Consider the following 26967-nt stretch of genomic DNA (forward strand, 5'->3'; position numbering starts at 1 on the left):
CAATAGGAGAGAACCAGATTAAATAGTTAAAGAAAGCTAATTACTTAGCTTTACGAGCTTCAATAATTGCTTGAGCAACATTGGTCGGTGCTTCATTGTACTTCAAAAATTCCATTGAGTAAGAAGCACGACCTTGAGTTTGTGAACGCAGATCTGTGGCATAACCAAACATTTCTGATAATGGTACTTGAGCGCGAACTGTCTTACCAGTTGCTATATCTTCCATACCTTCAATCATACCACGACGACGGTTCAGGTCACCAATTACGTCACCCATGTAGTCTTCAGGCGTTTCAACTTCAACTTTCATGATTGGCTCCAGTAAAACTGGACTTGCTTTCATGAAACCTTCTTTGAAAGCCATAGAACCTGCAATTTTGAATGCCATTTCCGAGGAATCAACCTCATGATAGGAACCATCATACAATGCCACTTTGACATCAACAATGGGGTAGCCCGCCAGAACACCATTTTTCATCTGTTCTTGAACGCCTTTATCCACCGCAGGTATGTACTCTTTAGGTACAACGCCACCAACGATTTCATTGTGGAATTCATAACCAATTTCATGGCCTGCTTCCAAAGGTTCAACGCGTATCCATACATGACCAAATTGACCACGACCACCAGACTGACGAACAAACTTACCTTCCTGCTCAATAGACTTACGAATAGTCTCACGGTATGCTACTTGTGGTTTACCAACGTTCGCTTCAACTTTAAATTCACGACGCATACGGTCAACCAATACTTCCAGATGCAACTCACCCATACCAGCAATAATTGTCTGACCAGATTCCTCATCTGTTGACACGCGGAAGGATGGATCTTCTTGAGCCAAACGACCTAAAGTAATACGCATTTTTTCTTGGTCAGCTTTAGTTTTAGGTTCAATAGCAACCGAGATAACAGACTGTGGAAATTCCATACGCTCCAAAATAATTGGCGCATCCATAGCACATAGCGTATCACCGGTAGTCACATCTTTGAGGCCGATAGCGGCAGCAATGTCACCCGCTCGGACTTCTTTAATTTCTTCACGTTTATTAGCATGCATCTGGACGATACGACCAAAACGCTCTTTTTTATCTTTAACTGGGTTAAGAACGGTATCCCCTGAATTAACTACACCAGAGTAAACCCGGAAGAAAGTCAAATTACCAACAAATGGGTCAGTTGCAATTTTGAATGCCAATGCTGAAAAAGGCTCATCATCACTTGCATGGTCTTCTGCTGGTGTATTTTTACCATCGGTTAAAACACCATTAATTGCCGGAATATCAGTAGGTGCAGGTAAATATTCAATAACCGCATCCAGCATTGCTTGTACACCTTTATTTTTAAAGGCTGAACCGCATGTAACCAAAATAATTTCATTATTCAATACACGCTTACGCAATGCTTGTTTTATCTCTTCTTCAGACAGCTCTTCGCCACCAAAATATTTTTCCATTAACTCATCTGATGCTTCAGCGGCAGCTTCAATCAGCTTACTATGCCACTCTTCAGCTTCAGCTTGTAAGTTTGCTGGAATATCTTCATAAACGAAAGTGACGCCTTGATCACTATCATTCCACTGGATTGCTTTCATTTTAACTAAATCGATAACACCAGTGAATGACTCTTCAGCGCCAATAGGTAACTGAAGTGGAACTGGTCTTGCTGCCAGACGTGACTCAATCTGTTCAACAACACGTAAGAAATTAGCACCCATGCGATCCATTTTATTAATAAATGCGATACGGGGTACTTGATACTTATTTGCCTGACGCCAAACTGTTTCAGATTGTGGTTGAACACCACCAACTGCACAATAAACCATTACCGCACCATCAAGAACACGCATAGAACGTTCTACTTCAATAGTGAAGTCAACGTGTCCTGGGGTGTCAATGATGTTGATACGGTGTTCGTCAAACTGTTTACCCATACCAGACCAGAAAGCAGTAGTTGCAGCTGAAGTGATAGTAATACCACGCTCTTGCTCCTGCTCCATCCAGTCCATCGTTGCTGCGCCATCATGAACTTCACCAATTTTATGGCTCACGCCAGTATAAAATAGTATACGTTCAGTTGTTGTGGTCTTACCAGCATCAATATGGGCACTAATACCGATGTTGCGATAACGCGTAATGGGAGTTTTACGAGCCATTTTTTCCTCTCTCGTGACTGTTCAATTCGTACAAGGGTAACGCCATGTTACCCTTATGAACATAACTAGCGAATGCTACCAACGATAGTGTGCAAACGCCTTGTTAGCTTCTGCCATACGATGAACATCTTCACGTTTTTTAACAGCAGTGCCTTTCTTTTCAGCCGCATCAGATAATTCGTTTGCTAAGCGCAAAGCCATCGATTTATCACCGCGTTTACGAGCAGCTTCAACAATCCAACGCATTGCTAATGCATTACGACGGACAGGACGAACTTCAACAGGAACCTGGTAAGTTGAACCACCAACACGGCGTGATTTAACTTCCACTGTTGGACGAACATTATCCAGAGCTATTTCAAAGGCTTCTAAATGATCTTTTCCAGCACGTTGAGCCAGGGCCTCAAGCGCACTATATACAATTGCTTCTGCGGTAGATTTTTTACCATCTACCATCAAAATATTAATAAATTTAGCTAATAATTCTGATCCGAACTTTGGATCTGGTAAAATTTTACGTTGACCAATTACACGACGACGTGGCATGGATATACTCCGTTTTTAAATTCAGGGTTGTCCAAAACTCTATGAGTTTATTTTGACATTAAAAATTAAATGTTTGGCCTTACTTAACGGAGAACCATTAAGCCTTAGGCCTCTTAGCGCCGTATTTAGAACGACCTTGTTTGCGATCTTTGACGCCAGAACAGTCCAGTGCGCCGCGGACAGTGTGATAACGCACACCCGGTAAGTCTTTAACACGACCACCCCGAATCAAGATTACTGAGTGTTCCTGCAAGTTATGGCCTTCACCACCAATGTAAGAAGACACTTCATAACCATTAGTTAAACGAACACGGCATACTTTACGTAATGCTGAGTTAGGTTTTTTAGGGGTAGTAGTATATACGCGAGTACATACACCACGTTTTTGCGGGCAAGCTTCCAGTGCAGGAACGTTGCTTTTCACAACTTTCGAGCTACGTGGTTTGCGAACCAGCTGATTAATTGTTGCCATTAAAAAAGCTCCTGGTTTTTGCTTCGTAAACACGGATATTTTCCTCGTTTGATCGCCATGATAAAACACGAGGACGCGAAATTTTATTGCTGACAGAGGCAGGTGTCAAGAAATATACAAAGGATCATCCATTACCAAGCAAAATATTGTGGATGTTTTACCGTTAATTGCACAAAATCAACAGAAGATATCTGACGGACATAAGATGACATATATGGCATTAATCCTCTTGCTTCTACATCATTTTGCAAAGCAAAAACTTGAATCCCTTTATCTTTTAATTGCATTAAAAAATTATTATCTTTATTAGCCGATGAGATTTTATGTCCTAGCAAAACCCCATCCTGTAATAATAATACCTCATCCAGCTCCGTTAATAAGCTAATGAGTGAATCAAAGTCATTATAATAAGGGGAAGTAGAAATGGTATATAGCATGTTCGTCTTATGTTTAACTAGAAAGTCAGAATTACATCATAATCTGCTAAGTTACGTCTAAGCCTGTCAACAGGAATAACTGTTGCCGGTAGGATAAAGCTACTGTCAGTAGAGAATCCTCTTGCTTCAAGATCTTCCTGACAAATATAACAAGCATTAATATCATATAATGGCAGTAATTTATAGGTTGAAATGTAATCACGCGCCAGGAGTTTACTCGGATTTTGTCTGGCCAGTAATTGGCAAACGCCATCAGAAATAAAGAAAACACCAATCTTTTCAGTTAATGCAGAAGTAGCAAGCAAAGCATCTAATCCTTCACGACCACTTGAAGTTCCATGAGGTATTTTCATAAATACAAATGCTATTTTTTTCATATTTAACTCAAAATTGAACTGTGCGATCACAGACAAGCATGGCCTCAGCCAAACTACCTAAGCCGCTCAATACAAAATCCTCATCTAGATTAGCGCCGGGTAAGTGACTATTTTTGGCTTCAGTTTCATCAATAATACCCCGTCGCAATGCAGCAGCTACGCAGACATTCAATTGACATCCTGTCTGCTGTGCTAATGTTTTCCATCCTATAAGTAAATTAAATTCATCACTAGCCGGTGAAATTAATTGATTACCGTTATAAACACCTTCTTGATAGAAAAAAACGGTTTTTAGTATATGTCCTTCCATAACCAAAGCATTCGCGAATTGCCAAGCATTAGTGGCCTGCTGAGTTCCATAAGCAGGCTCTGTCACTAATAGGCAATAAGTCAAAGGCTTATTTAACGTAGAAGCCCCCATTTATTTACTCACCACTTTTAAACTGCCGTATATAGAGATAAACCGTGTGCTTAGAAATATTCAAACGATCAGCAACCTGATTAATCGCATCTTTAATATCAAAAATTCCTTTTTCATATAAATTAAGCACGACTTGTCTGTTTTTCATATTATTTGGCACATTGCGATCAGCATTAACTTCTTCTATAGTAAATTCCAATGCCTGAGCAACAAGATCATCAACACAAGAGGCAAAATTAACGTTGGAAGCAACTTCATGGTTTTTTCCCGGCACAAATGTTTTGACTATCTCAGAAAATGGCATATCTAAATTCATATTAATACAAAGTAAACCAATAACTCGCCGTTTGGGATTACGGATGGCAATAGTGACTGATTTCATTAAGGCACCACTTTTTGCGCGCGTAAAATAAGCTTTCGATACACTGGAATCAATATCGGTCATATCATGTAGCATACGTAAAGCTAAATCGTTAATTGGTGAACCAATCTTACGGCCTGTATGTTCACCATTAGCTATTCTGACCGCTGAACATTTTAAATCTTCAAGTGAATGAAGAACAATTTCACAATGCCCACCAATTAACATAGCCAAACCGTCAACCATCGATTCATAAGATGTCAAAATCGCGTAATCAACACCATCAAACGGTTGATCATCCAGTAAATCATTATCACAGCTATCATTAGAATATAATAGGTTAGACATTCAGACTCCATCCTCTACATATTGACGAAACTTTATTAAACGATTATGTGAGTAAACACTGATCTTATTATTAATGTGCAATTTATTTAGCAATCATCAATACGCTAAACTTACGGTAAAAAGAATCTAAGACGTTAAAACCACAAAGACCAATCGTCAAAGGATCTCATGTCAGACCTTTGGCTTGCCTCACAGGACATAAACAAAAAAGTAACTTAATCATTTAATTTAGACAAAAATCACAAAAAAACCTGCTAATAATACTTTAAGCAAATTGAATAATATTAACATTTATAAAAATACTTTAAATTATATTCGAGGTATTTATTGATAATGCGCAATTTCTATTACCGCATTTATATTGCTACTCATCATAAATTAATTAAAATAAATCTCGACTATCCAGGGTATGCCAAGGTATGTAAGAAAGCCAAAGGCATAGTTTAGATCTGCCTCTTTTGTCTCTCAATTATTTCTTAGCCGGTTTGATATCTAATAACTCAACATTAAAGATCAAAGTTGAATTTACTGGAATTACCGCTGCTGCAGATTTTCCGTAACCTAATTCTGGTGGAATAATAAGTTGAAGTTTGCCGCCTTTTTTCAATTGTTGCAAACCTTTGGTCCAACCAAGGATCACTGAATCAATCGCAATTGTTAACGGTTCATTACGCTTATAAGAACTGTCAAATACTGAGCCATCAATTAAACGACCTTCGTAATTTACCACGATAGTATCTTTATCTGTTGGCTTTGCTCCTTGACCAGGTTTTTCAGTTTTATAAATTAATCCACTTTTTGTTTTTACTGCACTTTTCTCTTCTTTAAGATATTTAGCTCAATAATCATCACGCAATTTACCATTCTTTTTACTTGCTTTTTCCATTTTTACCTGGGCTGCAGTTTGTATTTTTTTTCAAGTGCTTTTAAGGTTGTTTCTATTTCTTGATCACTAATTTTACTTTTATTAATAAATGCATCCTGTACGCCAGCTAAAAGCTGTTGCCTATCAAGATTAATACCGATAGATTTTTGCTGCATTAAAGAATTATATATGTAACGATCCAGTGAAGCACCTAATGCATAAGCGCTACGCTGATCTTCATTATCAAATTTCTTATTTGCATCAGCAGCGAATACTTGCGAGGTATTTAGCAACATAGACAAAGATATCACTAAAAGAGTTGTTTTAAATAATGATTTCATTCAATTCTCCAATTATGTTTATTATTACTAATCAGTCATAGTAAAGTGTGTTAGCTAATTAACTGCGAGATAATACAATCAATAAGTTAAGGGATTAAATATAGTTAAACCAGGCCAATAAAAAGAAGCTACCAGGTAAATCATAATAGAAAAAACTTCTCTAAGGCTTTATCAGTAGGCATTATATCGAATATCCAATCTATGTATTTCACTCCCGACAGGAGGTTCAAGTGGATTTACTTAAAAAATATGAAGAAAGATTAGAGGATTTGGAAAGTAAATTATCTTTTCAAGAGATCACCATTGAAGCGCTTAATCAAGTGGTTGTCGAACAACAACTTGAAATGGTTAAATTAAAAGAACATATGCAACTGGTTACTGAACGATTAAAAGCCACACATTCATCACCATTAGCGCCAATGAATGAAGAAACTCCACCACCACACTATTAAGCAATCAAAAAATCAGCGAGCCTATTTTCTCGCTGATTTATTTCAATCTAGGCGATTATTATGCCAACTTAACGACAACCACAACCACCATGTCTATGAGAACACTCTTTATCACCATCATGTTCACCATGACAGCAACCACCCTCATGACCATCCTCACTATGAACATGGCCGTGCGCTAATTCTTCTTCAGTAGCTTCCAGGATCGCGATAGTTTTAACATTAAATTTTAAATTCTGAACAGCTAAAATGTGATTACCATCAATGATAACCTCATCACCTTCAATACCTGTAATTTCTACCGGTACTGAGCCCATATCGGTATCTGCTAAGAAACGCATACCAACTTGTAACTCATCAATACCAACAAAAACATTTTTTGGTGCACGTTGAACTAAATTCTCATCATATTGGCCATAAGCGTCATCAGCTTGGATCTCAATATCGAAATGTTCACCAACAGTGCGTCCTTCGAGTGCCTTTTCTAAACCTGAAATCAAAGAACCACGACCATGCAAATAATCAAGTGGCGCACTGTCCGACGACTCATCAACTAATGCATTATCTTCTGTTCTCACTTTATAAGCCAGGCTCACCACTAAATCTTTCGCTACTTTTTTCATTACATCTCCTACAACGTCGTGGATAAAAAATTTTTCCGATTGTACAAAAAAAGGACAGCTGTATTGAAACTTATAAAAAACATTATTTTTATTACAAAGTAAAAATTTCTATTTACAAATTTTTATCTTTGATATGACTATCAGATCCATCTAATGTCTGAGATTGCCTATAGTGACACTTTTTACATTCAAGGTAATCAAATGCATTTTTTTGCCAAAGTATCAGGATATCTTGAGATTGGCACTTAGGACAAACAGCGCTAGCAATGAATCTTTTACGTATTACAGAGGTTCACTTTCTCGCTAATTAATCTTATGTTAATCCCAACTTTTTGGTTGTCCACGCCCTTGTGTTATTTCTATTTCAAACAATTCTTCAAGTTCTCTACGCACTTCTTTGATTCGAGTCGCTTGGCCAATCTCACCCTCACCGGCTTTAGGCGAATTTTCTTTAAATATTCTAACATCTAGTCGACGAAAATGCTGTTTAGCCTGATGAGGATGTACACCTAGATTTATCAATGTCCTTTCGCCCATCTCAAGCGCACTGACAAATGTCTCTCGACAAAAATCGGTCACACCATTTTCTCGTAATTGATGCGCTTCAAAACGTCCTCGTGCTCTCGCTATAATATGAAGATTGGGAAAATTAGCCTTACATAAATGAACTATCCCTATCACTTCTTCCGGATTATCGCTGGTAATAACAATCACGCTGGCTTTCGCCGCTCCGGCCGATCTCAGTAATTACAAATCTTGCGCATCGCCATAATAAACTTTATAGCCATAGCGTTGAATCGTATAAATTGCACTGGCATTTTGCTCTAATACCGTAATACGAATTTTATTGGCCATTAATAAACGACCAACAACTTGGCCAACACGCCCAAACCCTACCAAAATAACTTGTGGATCGGTATCCTCAACAAAAGGTTTTTCAATCGGCTCATTACGCACATTGTACCAGTGAGTCAGTAATTTGCTGATTAGCTGCATCATCGGTGGCGTTGTCATCATTAATAAAGTAACGATAACTAATAACAGCGACATTTGCTCGTTACTCATTACTTTCACATTAATAGCGGTCGCGAAAAGATAATAAATGCAAATTCACCAGCCTGACTCAACACGCCAGCAAACAGTAGACGTGAAGAACGACACACCAGCACTAGCCAACCTAAAATATAGAGAATAGCAAATTTTAGTATTACCAGGATCACAACACCGAAGACTATTTCTAATAAATGTGACCAAAGGATGGCTAAATTAAGCGACAGGCCAACAGAAATAAAAAATAAACCTAGTAGCAAACCTTTATAAAAGGTTCTATCGTGATCTCCAGCCCATGACGAAATTCAGTATCAGCCAGTAGCACATCCGCCATAAATGTGCCAAACACCATAGAAAAGCCCAGTTTTTCCATAAAAAAAGCCGCACCTAATACGACAAACAACGAAGCAGTAGTAAATATTTCATGAATACCGGATTTAGCAACCAGATGAAATAATGGCCGTAATAAATAGCGCCCTCCTACCCATAAACCAACAAAGGCAACCATTTTTAGTCCAATTCGATACCAATCGCTATCAGCTGTTCTACTGGCAAGAAATGGAATAAGTGCCAATATCGGGATCACTGCCATATCTTGAAAAAGTAAGACAGAAAAACCCAATCGCCCACTTTCTATATTACTCATGTTTCTTTCATGCATAATCTGTAAGGCAATTGGCGTTGATAACATCGCTAAGCCTAGCCCACCAACTAGTGCTGCTTGCCAAGAAAAATGAATAATTAATCAGTAAACCGGTAAATAGTGCGGCTGTTATGATCACCTGGAGCGGTGCCAACAACAAAAATTGAACGCCTTAATGTCCATAATTTAACTGGATTAAGTCCCACCACGCCTAATTCAGCGAAATGCATAATTTCATCAACATTTCGGATAAACCCTAGCACAAATGGCCCAGTGACAATACCGGTTAATAAATATCCTAATACCGCCGCCCCTAGCCGAATTTTTTGGGCAATAGGTACCATAATGACTCCCGCTAGCAGGAATATCATAATAGAACGGAATGAACTAAATTCTTCCATAATTATAAACCTCCATGCTCTAAGGGTGATTTTAGCCAATCACGATAGGCTTTTGCACACTCCTGCATGTCTTCAAGAGAATGCCTTCTTGCGATATAAATAATCACCGGTAATAACCATTGTATTTCACACATTAAAACAATAAGTTCAAAAGGACGTAACAATTCAGTTAACAGAAAACGGTTATAACCACCATATTGATAAGCTTCCTGAGGCGCTGCAGTAGTAATAACCGAACGCCAATATTTACCTTTAAGTTGTTTACTTTGTTCACAAACAAAATTTCGCGTTAATACTCTATCGAACCACTCTTTCAAAAGAGATGGACAACTATAGGTATAAAGCGGATACTGAAAAATGATAATTTCATGCTGACAAAGCAACTTCCGTTCATAGCTGCTGGCATTCATAAAATAGTCCGGATAAGTGCCATATAAATCATGAATCACAACATTGTCTAAATCCTAAACTCATTCAATGAGCATCTTATTCGCCACAGATTGAATAGGTTCAGGATGGGCATAGATAATGAGAATTTTGGGTGGTAGCGACATAATTAGCTCCTCAAAAGCGTGCCAGAAGCACAATTTTTAGTTAACATACACACAAAAGGTCATTTATATTCTTGAAAATTATAAATGATTTAGTATATTATCAAGATACGGTTTATATGATTGTATTTTCATCGCTACAAATGCGCTGTGGTATTCGGGTTTTACTAAATAGTGCAACAGCTTCTATCACACCAGGCCAAAAAGTGGGCTTAATTGGCAAAAATGGCTGTGGAAAATCGACTCTATTTTCGTTAATCAAAGGTGACATGCAACCTGAAGCAGGAAGCATTACTTTTCCAACGACTTGGGCTCTCGCTTGGGTCAATCAAGAAACACCTGCGCTAAAAAAATCTGCCATTGAATATGTCATTGATGGCGATCATGAATACCGCAAATTAAAAAAACAACTACAACTAGCAAATGACAAAAATGATGGCCATGCTATTGCATTAATACATGGTCAACTGGATGCTATCAATGCTTGGAGTATTCGTGCTCGGGCTGCGAGTTTATTACATGGTTTAGGTTTTTCACCATTACAAATAGATGAACCTGTCAGCGCCTTTTCCGGCGGATGGCGGATGCGACTAAATCTGGCACAAGCTTTAATTTGTCGTTCTGATCTATTATTACTCGATGAACCAACTAACCATTTAGATTTAGACACGGTTATTTGGTTAGAAAAATGGCTTAAAAATTATACCGGCACTCTGATCCTGATTTCCCACGATAGAGATTTTCTCGATCCTATCATTGACAAAGTGCTGCATATCGAACCAGAAAATTTATTCGAATATACCGGTAATTATACTTCCTTTGAACAACAAAGAGCTACTAAACTGGCGCAACAACAAGCACTTTACGAAAACCAACAAGAAAAAGTTAACCATTTAAAAAAATATATTGATCGTTTTCGTTATAAAGCTACAAAAGCTAAACAGGCGCAGAGCCGGATTAAAAAGTTAGAGCGTATGGAACTCGTTGCCCCCGCCCACATTGATAACCCATTTCACTTTTCGTTTCGAGCACCAGATTGTTTGCCTAATCCCCTGCTTAAAATGGAAAAAGTTAGCGCTGGCTACGGCGATAAAGTAATCTTAAAATCAATTAAACTCAATCTGGTTCCCGGCTCAAGAATTGGTTTACTCGGCCGTAACGGGGCGGGTAAATCAACCTTAATCAAGTTACTTGCTAGTGACCTATTACCCCAACAGGGGGAAATTTCCTTATCGAAAGGCATTAAACTCGGTTATTTCGCACAACATCAATTAGATTATCTGCGCATGGATGAATCGCCATTACAACATCTATACCGCCTTGCTACGCAAGAAACTGAACAACATTTGCGCGACTATCTTGGTGACTTTGACTTTAAAGACGACAAAGTAAATGAGCCATGCATGCATTTTTCCGGCGGGGAAAAGTCGAGGTTAGTATTAGCCTTGATTGTCTGGCAACGGCCTAATCTTCTGCTGCTCGATGAGCCAACTAATCATCTAGATTTGGATATGCGACAGGCATTAACAGAAGCATTGATTGTATTTGATGGCGCCTTAATTGTTGTATCCCATGATCGCCATTTACTGCGCTCAACAACAGATGAATTTTATCGCATTCATCAAGGTCAGGTTGAACCTTTTGCTGGTGATCTGGACGACTATCAAAAATGGTTAACCGAACAGAATAAACAACAGCACCAACAAATTCGTCAGAAACAGTTACAAAATAAGATGCTATCAGCTAACTCAACTGCCCAAGATCGTAAAGAGCAAAAACGACGTGAGGCAGAATTCCGCCAACGCACGCAACCAATCAGAAAACAGTTATCAATGTTAGAACAAAAGATCACAAATCTATCTAATCAATTAGCTCAAATTGAACAAAAACTGGCTGATAGTGATATTTATAACCACAATCGTAAATCTGAACTCAATAATTACCTGAAACAGCAAACTGCAACAAAATCGACATTAGAGGAAATCGAAACCAAGTGGCTAGCACAACAAGAAACACTGGAAAATATGATAAAAGAGTTCGAATGTCAGGTATAATTCGATTCAAGACAGATTTTTTTAACAGTATAATAAAACTTAACTAAGCGAAACTGGCATTAATGAGGCTACGCTTAGCCTCATCGTGCCGTCAATCACTATTCATCTAATTTGTTGATCATTAAACGGGTATTTATGATTAATCAACGGGCTTTTACCTCCCGTTTTTGTAATAACGCCAGGAATAACAAATTGGTCAACGTATTTTGGGCAGCTCGAGAAGAAATTGACGAACTTCGTCATTCATTTTCACTAGCAATACTTTCCAATACATAATCAGCTAACTGCACTAATGGTGTCTGTTGTTTATTACCAGCAATGGCAATCACTTTCGCTCCCTGCTGCTTAGCTATTGCTGCCGCTTCACAAATATTTTTTCGTTTTCCACTAAATGAAATAGCAATCTGAATATCTTTTGCAGTAAGGGTTAGCGCTGTTATTATTTGAACGTGGTGATCTAAATCAACAAGAGTAGTAATACCTATTTTTTATAATTTATAATAGAGATCTTTTGCTACTAATCCTGACCCACCAATACCAACAATTTGTACTCTTTGAGCATGATTAACCAATGTGGAACTTTGTTAAAAACCTGATAATTAATTCGCCGAGTTATTTCGGTAACCCAATCAATTTTTTCTTGCCCCAGTTTCTGTGCAATAACCATCAAACTATCGTTACTCGCAATCTGATTATGAATAACTTTATGTGATTGCTCAGTAAGTAATTGCTTACGTCCTAACTCTTCACTAATAGCCAGTTTTAAAGCCGGGAATCCCTTGACACCAACTTTCTGGCTAAATTTAACAATTGCTGATTGACTGACATCTATTTGTTCCGCTATTTGTTGTGATGAAAGCAGTAATACCGCTTGTGGTTACTCAAGAATAAAGGTGGCGATTTTCTGCTGATTTAACGCTAACTGAGGTAACAACCATGAAATTTTACTCAATATGGCCATACTATACTGAAGACTATTCATAATATTCGGATCACCCGATTAAAATAATTATGATAAATTATTCCTATTTTATTATTCTAATAAATTAATGGCTGATTAAACAGTAAATTAGCTAACATAATATTATTTTCATTTTTCACTTATTCCCTTGTCACTATGAAATAAGAATAGATCGCTTTGTGATCAATAACACATATAAAGAATAAATAATTCCTTAATATCTCCCCAAAATGACATGTAGAAAACATTCGATGACATTAGATCTTAATAAAATGGTAACAGAAAGTCGTAACCCAGCTAGTAATAATATAGATACATTATCAACCTTAGAAGTATTGAAAATCATTAACCAGGAAGATAAAAAAGTGCCGATTGCTGTTGAGCAGACACTAACTGAAATTGCGCTTGTGATTGACAAAGTTACCTATGCTTTTCAACATAATGGTAGATTGTTTTACAGCGGTGCTGACACTTCAGGACGTTTAGGCATTTTAGATGCAAGTGAGTGTCCACCAACATATAGCAGTCCTCGTGACATGGTAATCGGCCTAATTGCTGGTGGACACCAAGCAATTCTTCAAGCGGTAGAAAATGCTGAGGATAATCTGCAGTTTGGGGATGATGATCTTAAAGCTTTTAATTTTAATCAAAAAGATGTTTTAGTTGGTATCACCGCAAGTGGCCGTACACCTTATGTAGTGGGCGCGATGAACTATGCTAAAACGACAGGCGCAACCGTTGCCTGCATTAGTTGTAATTCCAACAGTGAAATGGTCAACATAGTAAATATCGCAATAATACCGATTGTCGGCCCTGAAGTAATCACGGGCTCGCCGACACAGCACAAAAATTAGTCCTTAATATGATCACTACAGATGCTATGATACGGATTGCAAAAGTATACGGTAACCTGATAGTAGATGTAGAAGCAACCAATGCTAAACTTATTGAACGTCAAAAGCTTATTGTCATGGCTGCAACAGAGTGTGATCGAACAACAGCAGAACAAGCCTTTATTGCATGTAATAACCATTGTAAAACCGCTATCGTTATGATCCTTGCCGGCTTAAATGCCCAACAAGCTAAACAAAACACTAGCTGATAATAATGGTTTTATTTGAGCCACCTTAAAACAGCAAACTGGCTATCAATAATCGTTTTACAGGAAAAGTACCATGGCAAAAATAACTAATGAAATGCTAAGTCAAATACTGGTGGCTATTGGCGGCACTAAAAATATTATTAAGCATGGCAACTGTATGACACGCTTACACATAACATTGCATGACATACAATTAGTTGACAAGAATCGCCTCAAACAAATTCTCGGTGTGTTAGGAATTATCGACAGTGATAACAACTACAAATTGTATTAGGTCCAGGTAATGGTCAAACTACTAGTGACATGATGAAACAATTATTAGCAGACAACTCTGAGACAGAAACAATATTACACACTAATAATGATTTGCAAGAAATTGCCGCCGACAACAAAAAACAATTAAAAACTAAACAAACCAGTGGCGTTCATAAATTTTTATCCACTTTTGCCACTATCTTTACCCCGCTCATCCCGGGTTTTATTGCCATTGGTTTATTACTTGGCTTTGCAACATTGCTCAAACAAATATACTATCCAGCCGGTCTGCCAACTGAGGCAACACAACAGACTTTTCTTGTTCATTTAATACTTTATATGTCTGTCTTTAGCGAAGGCATTTATACTTTTCTAGGGATTTTGATTGGTTACAATACGCAAAAAGTTTTTGGTGGTTCAGGGATTAATGGTGCCATTATTGCGTCACTTTTTATTCTCTGCTACGATCCCGCGCGCCACAACAGGCTTCTTCTCCAATATGAGTACCTTTTTCAATTACACCATTAATCCTCAAGGTAATATTATTGGTATTTTACTTGCTTGTATTTGTGGTACCTCTATTGAACGACAAATCAGAAAAATTATTCCCGCCAATTTAGATATGATATTGACTTCCGCAATCACATTGCTGATTGTTGGCGCCATTACTTACACGATTATTATGCCAATTGGTAGCTATTTATTTATTGGTATATATTGGCTATTTATTCACTTAAATGACAATCCATTTGGTACCGCGATATTAACTGGTCTATTTTTGATCGCTGTTGTTTTTAGTGTACATCAAGGTTTTATTCCGGTTTATTTCGCTTTAATGGAGACACGAGGGTTTAATCCTCTTTTCCTGATCCTGGCTATGGCAGGCGGTGGTCAAATTGGTGCAACATTAGCGCTCTATATCAAAGCAGCCAAGAATTCTGGCTTACATAACCCCAGATACGGGGGGCAATTATCCCGGGGTTGTTAGGTATTGCTGAACCTTTAATATATGGGTAACTTTACCGCGCATTAAACCTTTTATAACCGCTTGTCTTGGCAGAGCGCCGCTGGTGGTTTTTTTATCGGATTAATTGCTTGGTTGGGTCAACCAATTGGCCTCAACTCGGTTTTCGGCCCATCCGGATTAATTGCTATTTCATTGATGACATCTACAACCGGAATTTTTAGCGGTATACTTATCTATATTGCTGGCTTACTGATTTCCTATTTATTCAGTTTTATTTTTACCTATTTGTTCGTTAGTAAAAATGTCGATTTAAGTTAATGCAACCAAATAAAAGGGATACAAGCGAGTGTAAAAATACTCATTGTAATATTAAAAATAAACCAAACATTACGGCCACGAAGCAGGATGCCGATTAAAGAACCAAAGCCAACCCAGACAAAACCACCGATCAAATTGACAATCAACATAACAAAACTTATGATCAAAATCGAGTTAGCGTAGTTATCAGCAACACTATAACTACTAACCGCACCTAACCCCATCATCCATCCTTTTGGATTCAGGAATTGTAATAAACTCCCTTGATACCATTTAATTGATTTAGCAACTTTGGACTCTGTATTAAGTTGCATATGGTGGGATGTAGCGAGTTTCCAAGCACGCCATAATAAATATAAACTCCCAACGATTTTCATTATAATTTGTAACACCGGCGAAAGCAGCAAAAGAACAGCAAGGCCACCAGCAGAAATAAATAGAATACTCTGGATCCCTAATATTACGCCGAACATTAAAGGTATTGAACGCCGCAAACCATACTGAGCACCTGATGACGTAAATAATAAATTATTTGGCCCAGGAGTAATCGCCACAATGAATAAAAAAGTAAATAACGCAAATATCAGCCCATAACTCATTTAAGATCCTTTGATTAACTATTATTAATCTTTTTTTCATATTAAAAATGACAATATATTATCAGGATATATGCAGAATTAATTATTTAGATTTATAATTATGAGTAAAAATTTTCAACCAATAAATTGGGCTAAAAATCCTCATTTACAAACACTACTACCGCGTATTGTGTGGAAAAAGCCGCAAATCAAACCGTTATGGCAACGCCTAGAATTACCTGATGGCGATTTTATTGATCTCGCCTGGAGTGAAGATCCTCAATCTACGAAGCATAAAAACCTCGACTGGTCATTTTTCATGGCTTAGAAGGCAGTTTTAGAAGCCCGTATGCTCATGGCATGTTAGAAGCGACTAAAAGACGAGGATGGCTTGGTGTAATTATGCATTTTCGTGGCTGCAGTGGAGAACCTAATCGACAAAAACGCATTTATTATTCCGGTGAAATTACCGATGCCCGCTATTTCCTAAAATGGCAGAAAACGATTTACGGTCAAGTCCCAATTGCCGTGGTTGGCTACTCACTTGGTGGTAATATGTTAGCTTGCTATTTAGCTAAAACAGGACAATATGCTGATGTTAATGCAGCAGTCATTATTTCCTCCCCTTTTATGTTAGAACCTTGTTCAATTCGTTTAGAAAAAGGGATTTCACAATTTTATGAACGTTATTTACTGAACGGCCTGAAACGTAATACAACACGCAAACTGATTCGCTACCCAGGTTCATTACCGCTTAATTTGCTACAACTAAAAAAGCTAAAACGGCTGCGTGATTTTGATAATGTCATCACAGCCAAAATACACGGTTTTAAAGATACAGCGCATTATTATCATCAATGTAGTGCTCTGCCTCGGCTACCGAATATCCGTGTGCCAACACTAATTATTCATGCAAAAGATGATCCTTTTATGGCGCCTGAAGTTGTACCGGATATCAACCAATTACCCGCTAATATTGAGTATCAAATGACAGAACATGGTAGTCACGTTGGGTTTGTTAGTGGCACATTAAAACAGCCTAAAATATGGCTTGAGCAACGCATACCTGATTGGTTAACCCCATATCTAGAGCCATAATTTATGATCATTCTATGGCAACAGCTAGCAGCAGAAACTTTAAATAATTTGATTGAAAGCTTTGTGTTACGAGAAGGAACGGATTATGGTAAAATGAGAAAACGCTGGAAGAAAAAGTTGAGGATATTAAGCAACACTTAGGAAGTGTTGTGCTTGTCTGGTCTGAATTACATGAAAAGAAAATATTTTGCCAAAAACACAATTATATTCTTAAATAACTGTATACATCGCTATATAAAAAGAAGTTTTACGTTATTGTAAGTTAAAACATTATATTATCTGAATGCGTAATGGAAGCCACTTACTTATGTCAGCTAATCATCCGATCATTACAGTAACAGGCTACAGTGGTGCGGGCACCAGCACCACCAACCTTGCATTTCAAAAAATCTTTATCAGTTAAAGCTTTCGGCAGCAACCATTGAAGGTTATAGCTTTCATCGTTATACTCGCCCTGAAATGGATGTTGCTATTCGTAAAGCTAAAAAACAGAGTCGTCATATTAGTTATTTTGGACCTGAATCCAATGATTTTGGTCTGCTTGAACAAAGTTTAATCGAGTATGGCGAAAAAGGGACAGGAAAACGCCGGCGCTATTTACGCACCTACGATGAAGCCGTCCCTTATAATCTTCAACCTGGGCCTTTTACACCATGGGAAGCATTATCTAAAAATACCAATATACTATTTTATGAAGGGTTACATGGTAGGGTTGTAACATCAAAATATAATGTGGCTAAACATGTAGATTTGTTAGTCGGTGTTGTGCCTATTGTTAGTCTTGAATGGATCCAGAAACTAATTCATGATACATCAGAACGGAGTCATTCAAGAGAAGCTGTGATCGATTCAGTTATCCACTCAATAGGAGATTACATTAAATAAATATATCACCCCACAATTTTCTAGCACTCATATCAACTTTCAACGTGTTCCAACCGTTGATACCTCTAACCCCTTTGCCGCTAAAGCGATTCCTTCACCAGATGAAAGTTTTATAGTTATCCGATTTAATGGTCTGACCGAGATCGATTTTCCCTATCTTTTATCCATGCTACACAATTCATTTATTTCTTCAATGAACACATTAGTTATTCCAGGTGGAAAACTAGGTTTAGTATTGGAGTTAATTATGACCCCATTAGTAAAAAAGCTTGCCACTAATAATAAAATTATCCATAAAATAAGCTAAAAACACAGCATTATATTTTTACTTATATCAATTTTTTATTCTTATAACCATTTTAAAGTTCAAACTATGCATAAAATTATCTTTTCCGTATATCATAATAATCGCGGTAATATTTTCTATTTAATAACGTAATTATATTATAATGTTAATATTTATTTTTGCTATAATTTGATAACTTATGAAATAATATATTATTATTTCGGTTTAATTTTTAAATGTAATATTTACTTTGTCATACTTATTAATAAACACAATAAAACTAATCAACTTATTGCTAAAATATGGATTATTTGGTCTATACAACATGACTGAATCGAGACAGTAGAGACAGGATGCTTTTATTATGCTACAAAGCAAAAGCACATTTATAGTATGGTTAAGATCAATACCAAAAATTCCGAATCAATATACCCTATAGTTAATATTAACTTTTCCAAACTAAACAAGTTAGTATGCTATGTTAGAATTTTATAAGATAAGCTAGCCTTATGAAGATTGGTATTTTCATATTTAGGCTGCAATAACATTAGAGGATTAAGCGAATGGTTTTCGGCAAACCACACACAGACCCGACTCTTGAATGGTTTTTGTCACACTGCCATATTCACAAATATCCATCCAAAAGCACTCTTATTCATCAGGGCGAAAAAGCAGAAACACTTTATTATATTGTAAAAGGTTCTGTTGCAGTTTTGATTAAAGATGAAGAAGGAAAAGAGATGATCCTTTCCTATCTGAATCAGGGGGACTTTATTGGTGAGCTTGGATTATTTAAGGAAGGGCAAGAGCGAACAGCTTGGGTTAGAGCTAAAAGCGCCTGTGAAGTCGCTGAAATCTCTTATAAAAAATTTCGCCAATTAATACAGATAAATCCAGATATCTTGATCCGATTATCAGCACAAATGGCTAAACGCTTACAAACAACTTCTGAAAAAGTCGGTAATCTAGCTTTTTTGGATGTTACAGGTCGTATTGCGCAAACATTATTAAATTTAGCAAAACAACCTGACGCGATGACCCATCCAGATGGGATGCAAATTAAAATAACTCGCCAAGAGATAGGTCAAATAGTAGGATGCTCACGCGAAACAGTGGGACGTATCCTAAAAATGCTAGAAGATCAAAATCTGATTTCTGCTCACGGTAAAACCATTGTCGTTTACGGTACACGTTAATATTCTATAAACCAGTACCTACTTTTATGTAGTGTATTGGTTTTATAAACTTATATTATTATTAATATACAATTGAATTATGAATATATAATTACAATAGTAATAAAAAATAGAATATCTGAATAATGATATAACTTTAATATGATATTTAAAATTAAAAATAACCGAACTATCTATCATAAAATTTACTAGATAAGATGGTAAGAGTATGATAATCAAACCTTATTAAGTTTATTTTCCAAAAACGATTTTAATACTACCGCATTATTATGATCTTCGTCTTTGCTAGAAAAAAGAAGTATCAAACAGTCCGATTATTACTTTAAGTAATAAATGTTGCCAACTATCAGGATTATTTTCTAATTCTTAAAAATAAAGTCGCTTAAATTGAGTAAAATTTGCTGGATATTTATGAAACCATTTTCTTAAATCATTTGATGGAGCAACATTTTTATTCCATTCATCATAGCGAAAATCTTGTTTTTTAATACCTCTTGGCCATATTCTATCAACCAATACCCGATAGCCATTATTACCGGTTTTATCCGCATAAATACGTTTACAAATTATCATCTTTGTACCACTTTTTGATAAAAAAAATTTAACAAAAATTTCTTTTATTATGTTTAATATTAATCCTTTATCGATGATAAATACAAAAAACATATTTAAATAGATAATTTTCTATATACTGCTTTTCCCCTATTGAAATTTACATTTGAAGCAAAATAAAACCTATTTTTCTAACGTTGATAGTTATACTTATCATTGAAATAAATAGTTAGACATGATCTAATTTGTAATAAATTAATACTTTAGAAAATTATTCAATAACTCATGTCTTTGCTCACTCAAGATGCTTTCTGGATGAAACTGGACGCCCTCAATAGGTAGTGTTTTATGCCGAATACCCATAATTTCATCAATATTTCCATCATGTAGCGTCCAGGCAGTAACTTCAAAAGTAGCGGGTAAAGTTCCGGCATCAATCACCAAAGAATGGTAATGAGTAACCTGTAATGGACGATTTAATCCTTTAAAAATACCTTGCTGGTTATGATGAATTGCAGATACCTTGCTATGCATTACTTCTCTCGCTTTGACAATTGAAGCACCAAAAGCCTGACCAATCGCCTGGTGACCAAGGCAAACCCCAAAAATTGGGATCTTACCGGCAAAATATGAAATTGTATTTAGTGAAACACCCGCCTCATTAGGTGTACATGGACCCGGTGAAATAACTAAATGTGTCGGCGCTAATGTTTCTATCTCCGAGATAGTTATTGCATCATTACGTTTAACTACAACATCAACTCCTAATTCACAAAGATATTGATAAAGGTTATAAGTAAACGAATCATAGTTATCAATTATCAAAAGCATAACTAGCTATCCAAATGATTTTTATAGTAATAATTCCTTAATTATGAACTTTATTATTAAGGCAAATTATACAGATTATTATACCATAACAATAACGTGGGTTATCATACCATAACCGTAGAAAAAATGGCTTACAAAAATCAATCAAAATGTTTCATTTTAATAAATAAACACAATAATTATAAATGAGAATAATGATAAAGGATTACTATAAACTATTATAAACTTCGTTATAATCTTGACCATAAGGTTTTAAATTATTTGATGTTATTTCGATAAATTTCACCAATATATTTAGTCGCTTCATCAAATTTGTTATCAATAAGATAATTATCATAGACTTCATTATAACATTCTATATTTCTTGGATTTGCCATAATTCCAATATCCACTGCCATGTGATTAATAATTTCTCGTTGGATCTCAATATTTTTAATCGTTGCAGCACCTTCACTGGCTAAAAAATGAGAAACAAAATTTGATTTAGATTTTATATTTGGTTTTGCTGCATAAAAAATATGCCCAATTTCATGGGATAACGCTTAAATAGTCAAATTAGGATGATTCAATCCTCGATTTAAAATAAATACAGTTTTCCGTCTTAAATCAGTAGCGGTTCCTTACCCCCGTTGCACTACAACTAATTTCCAACCATCAATTTCTAATGTTTCCAATGCCCGACTCAATGTAGGTAAACTTGTAATAAGCACTTGTGTTTTTTCAGAAAATCGAACCATTTTGACTGGAGTATATTCAAATTTTTCATCCAAAAAATAAGTAAACATAGGCGCCATATTCAGTAAGTCTGAAAATTGATTATTTTTATGTTCTATTTTCAGTTCAACAATATTTTCTATTAATTTCTGGCAACTAGGTAATACTTACTCAAACAATAATTCCTCATTAACAACAAGATAAAGACAGGTAAAATTATTTTAGTTTTCTTATTGTAATTAAATATCGGCAATTACGTTAAATGTAATAGCAAAAAAATATTTCCTGCTATTAGATAAATTATTCAATACTGGCAGAAATAATTTTTATTTCTTGAGTTGGCACATTTTGGTAAGGACCAATATCTTTTGTTTTTACTTTCGAAATTTTGTCAACAACATCCATTCCTTTAATTACTTTACCAAAAACAGCATAACCAAAATCGCGTTGGCCATGATCTAAAAATGCATTATCTGCTATGTTGATAAAAAATTGGCTAGTAGCACTATCCTTAGCTGTTGTACGCGCCATTGCAATGGTTCCACGTAAATTACGTAACCCATTATCAGCTTCATTTTTGATTGGCGAGCGAATATTTAATTGAGGTTGCAAATCACTAATAAAACCACCACCTTGGATCATAAAACCTGGGATCACACGATGGAAAATAGTATTTTGATAGTAACCTGCTTTTACATACTGAATGAAATTCTCCGTTGTAACAGGCGCTGCTTTATTATTTAACTCAAGTTCGATCTCGCCTTCTGAAGTCACTAATTTAACGATAGTATCTCCTGCTGTAACAGCAAATGAAGAGATACTAACCATATACGCTACCAGTACCGGCACAAAAAAACGTTTTAACATTCAAGTTCCTTTTAATTTATATTTTAGATGAAAATGTAAGCTAAAATTTAGTACCGTCAGGTCATTATACTAAGTAAAAATACATAACTGGCCTAAATTGACCATAATTAAATAATGGGATCTATTCTGTCACATTCCATATTTTTTTCTTATGTAAAAAATGTTATTTTTAATAAAATTCATTAACACATAATAATCTATCTTTCATCTAGCTATCACTATCTTAATTTATCCTCTTAAAGGTATAATTTCTCTAATTTAAGCCAAAATCAGCGAAAAACAATGATGACAAACAAAAATTATAATTATCACCAGACAAAATTTGTCACAAGCGCACCTGATATTCACCATTTACCAAACGATCATGGTATAGAAATTGCCTTCGCTGGACGTTCTAACGCCGGTAAATCCAGTGCATTAAATGCACTTACCCAACAAAAAAATCTAGGCCGTACCAGTAAAACACCTGGCAGAACACAGCTAATCAATTTGTTCGAAGTTGCAAAGGGTATTAGGCTGGTTGATTTACCTGGCTACGGCTACGCAGAAGTCCCTGAATCGATTAAACGCCAATGGCAACAAGCATTAAGTGAATATTTACAAAAAAGAACATGTTTAAAAGGATTGATAATATTAATGGACATTCGTCATCCATTAAAAGATATAGATATACAAATGATTGAATGGTCTATAGCAATGAATATCCCGATATTGGTATTGCTAACCAAAGCAGACAAACTAGTACCCAATAAACAAAAAGCTCAAATCATAGCAGTACGTAATAGATTAAATACAGTGGCGGGTAATATACAAGTTGAAATCTTTTCTTCATTGAAAAAAATAGGTATTGATAAATTACAGCTTAAATTAGATGAATGGTTCAATGAGCACCATTCTGAGCATAATTACTCTACATGATGGATAATTAGAGGGCTTTATCTATCACTACTGTCACATTTTTTACAAACAAATAAAAAAAAATGCTCCAGTCAATTATTTGACTAGAGCAGCTTAGCTTAATAATTAGCTTATCTTATTACATAAGTAGTAAATTTTAAAAAAATAACATTTTACCTCTGTGTAGTACCCTACGTCAATTACTTTACTTTATTTCACGAATAAAAAAAGTTTTTTGTTATTTTTTTCGATTGAATGTAAGCCATAACATAACTTTATGTAATAAATACTAATTTTTTAATAACTTTAGCGTATAATTAGTAAAAAACACGCATTCTTAGTGATAAAAGCTGTCTGATTTACTAAAACATTTTGGTCGATCATACTCACAAAAGTAAGTTATTACCTACTACATTATTTTGTCACGAGTAAAATAAGTTAGTTTACTTAAAATTCTTATCGACAATTAAGCATAAATGCCGCTTTTTCTTTTTAATGTGCTTCATCCCAATTATCACCAATACCAATATCAACTTTTAGTGGAACGGTTAATTGCATACTGTACTCCATTAACTGACGGATTTTTTGTTGTGACCGCTCAACAGCAGACGCTTTTATTTCAAAAACTAATTCATCGTGTACTTGCATCAACATATAGAGATCAGGCTTTACCGTTTCAATCCATTTATCTAATGTGATCATCGCTTTTTTTATAATATCTGCTGCTGTTCCTTGCATTGGTGCATTAATTGCTTCACGTTCTGATGCTTTACGTCGCATTGCATTGCGGGAATTAATATCGGGTAAATAAAGTCGCCGTCCTGCTAGCGTTTCGACATAACCTTGCTCCGCAGCTTGCTTGCGGGTACGTTCCATATAACTTAAAACACCAGGATAGCGCTCAAAATAACGATCCATATCATGCTGTGCTTGGCCACGAGTAATTCCTAACTGACGGGACAGTCCAAAAGCGCTCATACCATAAATTAAACCAAAATTAATTGCTTTTGCGCTACGGCGCTGCTCACTAGTCACATCGGTCAACAATACCCCAAAAACCTCTGCGGCTGTTGCTCTATGAATATCTTGTCCTTCGGCAAAAGCATCAAGCAATCCTTTATCCTGCGAAAGATGAGCCATAATACGCAATTCAATTTGCGAATAATCTGCAGCTACAATTTTATAACCCTCACGACCAATAAACGCTTGACGAATCCTTCGCCCTTCCTCAGTCCTAACTGGAATATTTTGTAAATTAGGATCACGGGAAGAGAGTCTACCAGTCGCTGTTACTGCCTGATGATAGGAAGTATGTACCCGTTTCGTTTTTGGATGGATCATCATGGGTAGTTTATCGGTATAAGTCGATTTCAATTTTGATAAGCTACGGTGTTGCAGAATAATTTTTGGCAGTTCATGACTAAAGGCCAGCTCTTCTAGAACTTCCTCATTAGTGGAAGGTGCCCCACTCGGGGTTTTCTTCACCACTGGCAGTTGAAGTTTTTCAAACAAAATAGCTTGTAATTGTTTAGGTGATGCCAAATTAAATTCTTGTTCAGCGATAGCATAAGCTTCTTTTTCAATTTCCATTAATCGGCTTGCTATCTCCTGAGATTGCTTAGCCAGCTTATTTGCATCGATAAGCACCCCAACCCGCTCCATCCGGGCTAATACCGGTACTAACGGCATTTCTATCTGTTGAAAAACTTCTTTTAATTTAGGTTCTGCTTCAAGTTGAGGCCAAAGCGTCTGGTGTAATAATAATGTGACGTCGGCATCTTCGGCTGCATAAGTTGACGCTTGCTCAAGGGGGATTTGATTGAATGTTAACTGATTTTTTCCTTTGCCGGCAATCTCTTCAAAAGTTATGGTTTTATGATTGAGATGCCTTTGCGCCAAACTATCCATATCATGACGACCAAAGCCGGCAACACTATTTAATATATAAGATTCCAGCATTGTATCAAAGGCCATATTCTTTAATTCAATATCATAATTGGCCATCACGCTGTAATCGAATTTTAAATTCTGATCAATCTTTTGAATATTTTGGTCAATTAATACCGGTTTTATCGCCGCTAACACCTCATCTAAAGGTAATTGTTGTGGCGCATCAAGATAATCATGCCCCAGCGGAAGATAAGCAGCGTTACCTTTTTCAATAGCAAAAGAGAGCCCAACCAAATTTATCGATAGGGTATCAAGGCTGTCAGTTTCAGTATCAAAGGCAAAACTCTTTGCCGATTGCAATTTTTCAACCCATTGCATCAAATCAGCTTTGGTCAATATCGTTTGATAATGCTCTGTTGATAGTAGGGTTACAGGCTCTTTAGCTAAAGAAATATCGCTATTGTTATCAGATATAGTAGTTGCAGATTTAGCTGTTTTTTTCGTTAGCCAACTACCATTTTGTAAATCAACTAACCAACGCTTAAATTCGTAATGACTAAAAAGCGCGTGTAACTTTTCAATATCAGGCGCCTGCATAATCAATCCATCATAATCTGTAGTTAAATCAACATTAGTCTTAATTGTCGCTAATTTATAAGATAAAAAAGCAATGTCTTTATGTTGTGCCATTTTTTCTGCTAATATTTTCGATCCACGAAACCCTAACGGAGCAATTGCAGACAAATCATTATAAATTGTGGCCAGATCGCCAATTCTTTGCAATAAAGCTAATGCCGTTTTTTCTCCTACACCTGGTACACCAGGAATATTATCGGAAGAGTCTCCCATCAACGCGAGAAAATCGATCATCAACTCAGGTGGCACACCATATTTATCAACAACTTCTGTTGGCCCTAAGATAGTGTTTGTCATGGTATTAATGAGTGTTATATCAGCGGTCACTAATTGAGCCATGTCTTTATCTCCTGTACTTATCAGTACAGGCAATCCTTTCTTACTAGCCTGTAAAGCTAATGTCCCTATTACATCATCTGCTTCGACACCAGCTACAACCAATAAAGGAAGTCCCATAGCAGCAACCATTTCATGTAGCGGCGCTATTTGTTCACGCAAATCATCGGGCATTATTGGTCGTTGAGATTTATATTGCTCAAATAATTCATCCCGGAAAGTTTTCCCTTTAGCATCAAACACTACCGCAATATGGCTCGGATGATATTGCATAATTAAACTACGCAACATGTTAAGAACACCATACATAGCACCGGTTGGCTCCCCTGCACTATTGGTTAATGGGGGAAAAGCATGATATGCACGGTAAAAGTAAGAGGAACCATCAACTAGGATAAATGGGTTTTCTATAACTTGAGCCATAGTCTTTTTCATCATCAAAATAATTCATATTGATAGAATGCCACACTCATGCGAGAGAGACGAATTTTGTCTGAATTTATT

The 26967-nt window shown here is 36.3% G+C and carries 19 protein-coding genes and 9 pseudogenes; 9 read left to right on the top strand and 19 right to left on the bottom strand.

Annotated elements, in window-relative coordinates; all coding sequences use genetic code 11:
* Nucleotides 1-40: 40 nt before the first annotated feature.
* The 8 genes and pseudogenes from fusA to fkpA all read right to left on the bottom strand — a co-directional run bounded on the left by fusA (nucleotide 41) and on the right by fkpA (nucleotide 6320).
* Nucleotides 41-2152: an elongation factor G gene (gene fusA / locus ARADI_RS07525; protein ID WP_119711675.1), complete on the bottom strand. Its 2112-nt coding sequence runs from the start codon at nucleotides 2150-2152 to the stop codon at nucleotides 41-43.
* A 75-nt stretch (nucleotides 2153-2227) separates the two neighbouring features.
* Nucleotides 2228-2698 (bottom strand): 30S ribosomal protein S7, encoded by a 471-nt coding sequence (gene rpsG, locus ARADI_RS07530; protein WP_119711676.1) that lies wholly within the window; start codon nucleotides 2696-2698, stop codon nucleotides 2228-2230.
* Nucleotides 2699-2795: 97 nt separating this feature from the next.
* Nucleotides 2796-3170 carry a 30S ribosomal protein S12 gene (rpsL, locus tag ARADI_RS07535; RefSeq protein ID WP_119711948.1) on the bottom strand — a complete coding sequence of 125 codons (375 nt, stop codon included), beginning with the start codon at nucleotides 3168-3170 and terminating at the stop codon, nucleotides 2796-2798.
* Nucleotides 3171-3301: 131 nt separating this feature from the next.
* Entirely contained in the window at nucleotides 3302-3607 is a 306-nt protein-coding gene (gene tusB / locus ARADI_RS07540; protein WP_119711677.1) for a sulfurtransferase complex subunit TusB, read from the bottom strand.
* A gap of 17 nt (nucleotides 3608-3624) precedes the next feature.
* The gene (tusC, locus tag ARADI_RS07545) at nucleotides 3625-3984 is read right to left on the bottom strand and encodes a sulfurtransferase complex subunit TusC (RefSeq protein WP_119711949.1); all 360 of its coding nucleotides are present in this window, start codon (nucleotides 3982-3984) and stop codon (nucleotides 3625-3627) included.
* 7 nt (nucleotides 3985-3991) lie between these two features.
* The gene (gene tusD, locus ARADI_RS07550) at nucleotides 3992-4405 is read right to left on the bottom strand and encodes a sulfurtransferase complex subunit TusD (RefSeq protein WP_032116378.1); all 414 of its coding nucleotides are present in this window, start codon (nucleotides 4403-4405) and stop codon (nucleotides 3992-3994) included.
* A 4-nt stretch (nucleotides 4406-4409) separates the two neighbouring features.
* Nucleotides 4410-5114: a helix-turn-helix transcriptional regulator gene (locus ARADI_RS07555; protein ID WP_119711678.1), complete on the bottom strand. Its 705-nt coding sequence runs from the start codon at nucleotides 5112-5114 to the stop codon at nucleotides 4410-4412.
* A 469-nt stretch (nucleotides 5115-5583) separates the two neighbouring features.
* Nucleotides 5584-6320 (bottom strand): annotated as a pseudogene (gene fkpA / locus ARADI_RS07560) (FKBP-type peptidyl-prolyl cis-trans isomerase).
* Nucleotides 6321-6550: 230 nt separating this feature from the next.
* Here fkpA and ARADI_RS07565 point away from each other — a divergent pair.
* Complete coding sequence (locus ARADI_RS07565; RefSeq protein WP_119711679.1) at nucleotides 6551-6772, top strand: SlyX family protein; 222 nt, start codon at nucleotides 6551-6553, stop codon at nucleotides 6770-6772.
* Between the two features lie 68 nt (nucleotides 6773-6840).
* Here ARADI_RS07565 and slyD read toward each other — a convergent pair whose 3' ends face one another.
* From slyD to kefG, 4 genes and pseudogenes are all read right to left on the bottom strand, one after another.
* On the bottom strand, nucleotides 6841-7395 hold the full coding sequence (slyD, locus tag ARADI_RS07570) for a peptidylprolyl isomerase (protein ID WP_119711680.1): 555 nt from the start codon (nucleotides 7393-7395) through the stop codon (nucleotides 6841-6843).
* Nucleotides 7396-7507: 112 nt separating this feature from the next.
* Nucleotides 7508-7678 carry a YheV family putative zinc ribbon protein gene (locus ARADI_RS19620; protein WP_119711950.1) on the bottom strand — a complete coding sequence of 57 codons (171 nt, stop codon included), beginning with the start codon at nucleotides 7676-7678 and terminating at the stop codon, nucleotides 7508-7510.
* A 35-nt stretch (nucleotides 7679-7713) separates the two neighbouring features.
* Nucleotides 7714-9489, bottom strand: a pseudogene (gene kefB / locus ARADI_RS07580) (glutathione-regulated potassium-efflux system protein KefB).
* Nucleotides 9490-9491: 2 nt separating this feature from the next.
* Nucleotides 9492-10043 (bottom strand): annotated as a pseudogene (gene kefG / locus ARADI_RS07585) (glutathione-regulated potassium-efflux system ancillary protein KefG).
* Between the two features lie 116 nt (nucleotides 10044-10159).
* Between kefG and ARADI_RS07590 the strand changes: the two are divergent.
* Nucleotides 10160-12094: an ABC transporter ATP-binding protein gene (locus ARADI_RS07590; RefSeq protein WP_119711951.1), complete on the top strand. Its 1935-nt coding sequence runs from the start codon at nucleotides 10160-10162 to the stop codon at nucleotides 12092-12094.
* 143 nt (nucleotides 12095-12237) lie between these two features.
* On the opposite strand, the pseudogene ARADI_RS07595 reads toward ARADI_RS07590, so the two are convergent.
* Nucleotides 12238-13055, bottom strand: a pseudogene (locus tag ARADI_RS07595) (MurR/RpiR family transcriptional regulator).
* Between the two features lie 251 nt (nucleotides 13056-13306).
* On the opposite strand from ARADI_RS07595, the pseudogene murQ reads away from it, so the two are divergent.
* Nucleotides 13307-14176: pseudogene (gene murQ / locus ARADI_RS07600) on the top strand (N-acetylmuramic acid 6-phosphate etherase).
* 54 nt (nucleotides 14177-14230) lie between these two features.
* Nucleotides 14231-15697, top strand: a pseudogene (gene murP, locus ARADI_RS07605) (PTS N-acetylmuramic acid transporter subunit IIBC).
* Here murP and ARADI_RS07610 read toward each other — a convergent pair.
* The gene (locus tag ARADI_RS07610; protein WP_119711681.1) at nucleotides 15694-16296 is read right to left on the bottom strand and encodes a LysE family translocator; all 603 of its coding nucleotides are present in this window, start codon (nucleotides 16294-16296) and stop codon (nucleotides 15694-15696) included. The pseudogene murP and the gene ARADI_RS07610 overlap by 4 nt on opposite strands.
* Before the next feature lie 100 nt (nucleotides 16297-16396).
* Here ARADI_RS07610 and ARADI_RS07615 point away from each other — a divergent pair.
* The 4 genes and pseudogenes from ARADI_RS07615 to crp all read left to right on the top strand — a co-directional run bounded on the left by ARADI_RS07615 (nucleotide 16397) and on the right by crp (nucleotide 19740).
* Nucleotides 16397-17373 (top strand): annotated as a pseudogene (locus tag ARADI_RS07615) (hydrolase).
* Between the two features lie 3 nt (nucleotides 17374-17376).
* A pseudogene (locus tag ARADI_RS07620) lies at nucleotides 17377-17587 on the top strand (YheU family protein).
* 93 nt (nucleotides 17588-17680) lie between these two features.
* Nucleotides 17681-18565, top strand: a pseudogene (locus ARADI_RS07625) (phosphoribulokinase).
* 542 nt (nucleotides 18566-19107) lie between these two features.
* Nucleotides 19108-19740, top strand: coding sequence for a cAMP-activated global transcriptional regulator CRP (gene crp / locus ARADI_RS07630; protein WP_119711682.1), 633 nt, complete (start codon nucleotides 19108-19110; stop codon nucleotides 19738-19740).
* 366 nt (nucleotides 19741-20106) lie between these two features.
* On the opposite strand, the gene ARADI_RS20885 is transcribed toward crp, so the two are convergent.
* From ARADI_RS20885 to ppiA, 4 genes are all read right to left on the bottom strand, one after another.
* Nucleotides 20107-20313: a DUF488 domain-containing protein gene (locus ARADI_RS20885; protein WP_369406984.1), complete on the bottom strand. Its 207-nt coding sequence runs from the start codon at nucleotides 20311-20313 to the stop codon at nucleotides 20107-20109.
* 234 nt (nucleotides 20314-20547) lie between these two features.
* The gene (locus ARADI_RS07640) at nucleotides 20548-21123 is read right to left on the bottom strand and encodes an aminodeoxychorismate synthase component II (RefSeq protein ID WP_119711683.1); all 576 of its coding nucleotides are present in this window, start codon (nucleotides 21121-21123) and stop codon (nucleotides 20548-20550) included.
* Nucleotides 21124-21743: 620 nt separating this feature from the next.
* Entirely contained in the window at nucleotides 21744-21917 is a 174-nt protein-coding gene (locus ARADI_RS07645) for a hypothetical protein (protein ID WP_182853152.1), read from the bottom strand.
* A 220-nt stretch (nucleotides 21918-22137) separates the two neighbouring features.
* Nucleotides 22138-22704 (bottom strand): peptidylprolyl isomerase A, encoded by a 567-nt coding sequence (ppiA, locus tag ARADI_RS07650; protein WP_119711684.1) that lies wholly within the window; start codon nucleotides 22702-22704, stop codon nucleotides 22138-22140.
* A 285-nt stretch (nucleotides 22705-22989) separates the two neighbouring features.
* Between ppiA and yihA the strand changes: the two genes are divergently transcribed.
* The gene (yihA, locus tag ARADI_RS07655) at nucleotides 22990-23622 is read left to right on the top strand and encodes a ribosome biogenesis GTP-binding protein YihA/YsxC (protein WP_238149360.1); all 633 of its coding nucleotides are present in this window, start codon (nucleotides 22990-22992) and stop codon (nucleotides 23620-23622) included.
* 471 nt (nucleotides 23623-24093) lie between these two features.
* Here the strand turns inward: yihA and polA are convergent, their stop codons facing one another.
* A complete protein-coding gene (polA, locus tag ARADI_RS07660) occupies nucleotides 24094-26886 on the bottom strand; it encodes a DNA polymerase I (RefSeq protein ID WP_119711952.1) in 2793 nt (930 codons plus the stop codon).
* Nucleotides 26887-26967 lie beyond the last annotated feature (81 nt).

This window comes from Arsenophonus endosymbiont of Aleurodicus floccissimus (assembly GCF_900343025.1).
Taxonomy (GTDB): domain Bacteria; phylum Pseudomonadota; class Gammaproteobacteria; order Enterobacterales; family Enterobacteriaceae; genus Arsenophonus.

What these genes read in the sequence shown, in the direction of transcription:
- fusA (WP_119711675.1), bottom strand. Translation starts at nt 2,152, where the DNA reads ATGGCTCGTAAAACTCCCATTACGCGTTATCGCAACATCGGTATTAGT.
- rpsG (WP_119711676.1), bottom strand. Translation starts at nt 2,698, where the DNA reads ATGCCACGTCGTCGTGTAATTGGTCAACGTAAAATTTTACCAGATCCA.
- rpsL (WP_119711948.1), bottom strand. Translation starts at nt 3,170, where the DNA reads ATGGCAACAATTAATCAGCTGGTTCGCAAACCACGTAGCTCGAAAGTT.
- tusB (WP_119711677.1), bottom strand. Translation starts at nt 3,607, where the DNA reads ATGCTATATACCATTTCTACTTCCCCTTATTATAATGACTTTGATTCA.
- tusC (WP_119711949.1), bottom strand. Translation starts at nt 3,984, where the DNA reads ATGAAAAAAATAGCATTTGTATTTATGAAAATACCTCATGGAACTTCA.
- tusD (WP_032116378.1), bottom strand. Translation starts at nt 4,405, where the DNA reads ATGGGGGCTTCTACGTTAAATAAGCCTTTGACTTATTGCCTATTAGTG.
- ARADI_RS07555 (WP_119711678.1), bottom strand. Translation starts at nt 5,114, where the DNA reads ATGTCTAACCTATTATATTCTAATGATAGCTGTGATAATGATTTACTG.
- slyD (WP_119711680.1), bottom strand. Translation starts at nt 7,395, where the DNA reads ATGAAAAAAGTAGCGAAAGATTTAGTGGTGAGCCTGGCTTATAAAGTG.
- ARADI_RS07590 (WP_119711951.1), top strand. Translation starts at nt 10,160, where the DNA reads ATGATTGTATTTTCATCGCTACAAATGCGCTGTGGTATTCGGGTTTTA.
- ARADI_RS07610 (WP_119711681.1), bottom strand. Translation starts at nt 16,296, where the DNA reads ATGAGTTATGGGCTGATATTTGCGTTATTTACTTTTTTATTCATTGTG.
- crp (WP_119711682.1), top strand. Translation starts at nt 19,108, where the DNA reads ATGGTTTTCGGCAAACCACACACAGACCCGACTCTTGAATGGTTTTTG.
- ARADI_RS20885 (WP_369406984.1), bottom strand. Translation starts at nt 20,313, where the DNA reads ATGATAATTTGTAAACGTATTTATGCGGATAAAACCGGTAATAATGGC.
- ARADI_RS07640 (WP_119711683.1), bottom strand. Translation starts at nt 21,123, where the DNA reads ATGCTTTTGATAATTGATAACTATGATTCGTTTACTTATAACCTTTAT.
- ARADI_RS07645 (WP_182853152.1), bottom strand. Translation starts at nt 21,917, where the DNA reads ATGGCGCCTATGTTTACTTATTTTTTGGATGAAAAATTTGAATATACT.
- ppiA (WP_119711684.1), bottom strand. Translation starts at nt 22,704, where the DNA reads ATGTTAAAACGTTTTTTTGTGCCGGTACTGGTAGCGTATATGGTTAGT.
- yihA (WP_238149360.1), top strand. Translation starts at nt 22,990, where the DNA reads ATGACAAACAAAAATTATAATTATCACCAGACAAAATTTGTCACAAGC.
- polA (WP_119711952.1), bottom strand. Translation starts at nt 26,886, where the DNA reads ATGGCTCAAGTTATAGAAAACCCATTTATCCTAGTTGATGGTTCCTCT.